The organism is Sandarakinorhabdus sp. (assembly GCF_031422795.1).
Lineage (GTDB): Bacteria > Pseudomonadota > Alphaproteobacteria > Sphingomonadales > Sphingomonadaceae > Sandarakinorhabdus.
Genome location: NZ_JANPML010000226.1, coordinates 1 through 1,829 on the forward strand (window position 1 = coordinate 1; position 1,829 = coordinate 1,829).

Sequence of the window (1,829 nt, forward strand, 5' to 3'; positions counted from 1 at the left end):
CCGGCGCACCGCAAGGCACGCGCGTTTCCACCTTCGTTGCCGATGTGTCGATCGAAGCGCAAATGAACGCCTGGGCCGATAGCGTGCGCGCCGAAATGGAAACCGATCGCATCCACCTGCTGTTTAACAATGCCGGCATCAGCGGCGGCGGCAGTTTCGTGAACGGTTCCCGCGAGGCCTGGGAACGCACGTTCGCCATCAATTTTTACGGCGTGCTACACGGTGTGCGCGCCTTCATGCCGCTGCTGCAGGCCGCCGATGCCGGCCACATCATCAACACCTCCAGCATCAACGGCTTTTGGGCCACGCTTGGCCCCGGCACCGTCCACACGGCCTACAGCGCGGCCAAATTCGCCGTGAAGGGCTTTACCGAAGCGCTGATGGCCGATCTGGCGGTCAACGCGCCGCACATCCACTGTTCGGTGGTGATGCCCGGCCATATCGGCACTGAAATCCTTGGCAATTCGCTGCGGATGAACGCCGGCCACGCCGACACACGGGCGCTGATGCAACGGCAAGGCATGGACGTGAGCAGCATGACCGACGAACAATTGACCGAAGCCATGAACGCCAATTTCCGCGACACTGCCCCAACCACCGCCGCCCAGGCCGCCACCATCATCCTCGATGGCGTGAAGGCCGGCCGCTGGCGCCTGCTGATCGGCGAAGACGCCCAACGCCTCGATGCCATGGTGCGCGCCGATCCGGAAAATGCCTACACCCCGGCATTTTCCGAAGCCTTCTGGGGGCAGGGGCGGGGGTAGGATGGCGCCGGCGGGCTGAGGCCCTGATCTCAGCGTTTGACGCCTCCTGCACCTCTGCTAGCCTAAAGCTAACTCGGGGGGTGACATCATGCGTTTTCCAATCCTGCTCGCTGCATTGGCACTGGCGCTCACTGCCGCTGCACCGCCGCCTGCCCTCAAGCCCGGCGAAATCCGGCTGACCTATCTTGGCAATGCCGGGTGGGAGATCACCGACGGCAAGAAGACCATCCTTGTCGACCCGTTCGTGACCCAATTCGCCCGCTGGGCCCCCGGCGCCAAAACCCCGACCCCCGACGAACTTTACGCGCCCGATCTCGCGCTCATCGAAAAACACATCCCCCGCGCCGATTATATCCTTGTCACCCACGGCCATTCCGATCACGCGCTCGACGCCGGCACGGTTGCCAACAAGACCGGCGCCACCATCATCGGCCGCGAAACCACGGCCAACCTCGCCCGCGCCTATGCCGTGCCCGAAAAGCAGCTGATCACCGTGATTGGCGGCGAGGATTATGATTTCGAGGATTTCTCCTTGAAGGTCATCCCCAGCATCCACAGCGCGCTCGACGACAAGCATTATTTCAACAACGGCCGCGGCATCACCGGCAATGCGCCGTCCGGGCTCAAGGCACCGCTGCTCCGCAAGGATTTCGTTGAAGGCGGCAGCGTTGCCTATCTGCTGCGCCTCGGCGGCCACGAAGTCCTCATCATGGGCTCGATGAACTTCATCGAACGCGAAATGGCCGGCCTCCATCCCGATATCGCGCTCGTGGGCTCAAATTCGCAGCGCCTCGAAATCCATCAATTCACGCCCCGCCTGATGCGCGCCCTCAACTATCCCGCCGTCGTCTTGCCCACCCATGCCGACGCCTATGGCAACCCCAAGCCATCCGAAGCCATCACCAGCGACCAGAACCGTTTTGCAGCCGAAGTGAAGGCCGCATCGCCGGGCAGCCAGTTCATCCGCCCGACCTGGTTCGAACCCATCACCCTGCCGGCCCGCCCGGCCTATGCCGATCGCAGCGCCATCAATCCCGCCGGCATCTCGCCCCTCGTTCCCGCCTA

General features: G+C 63.5%; 2 protein-coding genes. Both read left to right on the plus strand.

The features are described from left to right. Positions 1–764 (plus strand): SDR family NAD(P)-dependent oxidoreductase (locus tag RMO81_RS08445; RefSeq protein WP_310475385.1); only part of this gene is annotated, 764 nt, incomplete at its 5' end. A gap of 88 nt (positions 765–852) precedes the next feature. Further along, a partial coding sequence (locus tag RMO81_RS08450; RefSeq protein WP_310475386.1) for an MBL fold metallo-hydrolase occupies positions 853–1,829 on the plus strand: 977 nt, incomplete at its 3' end.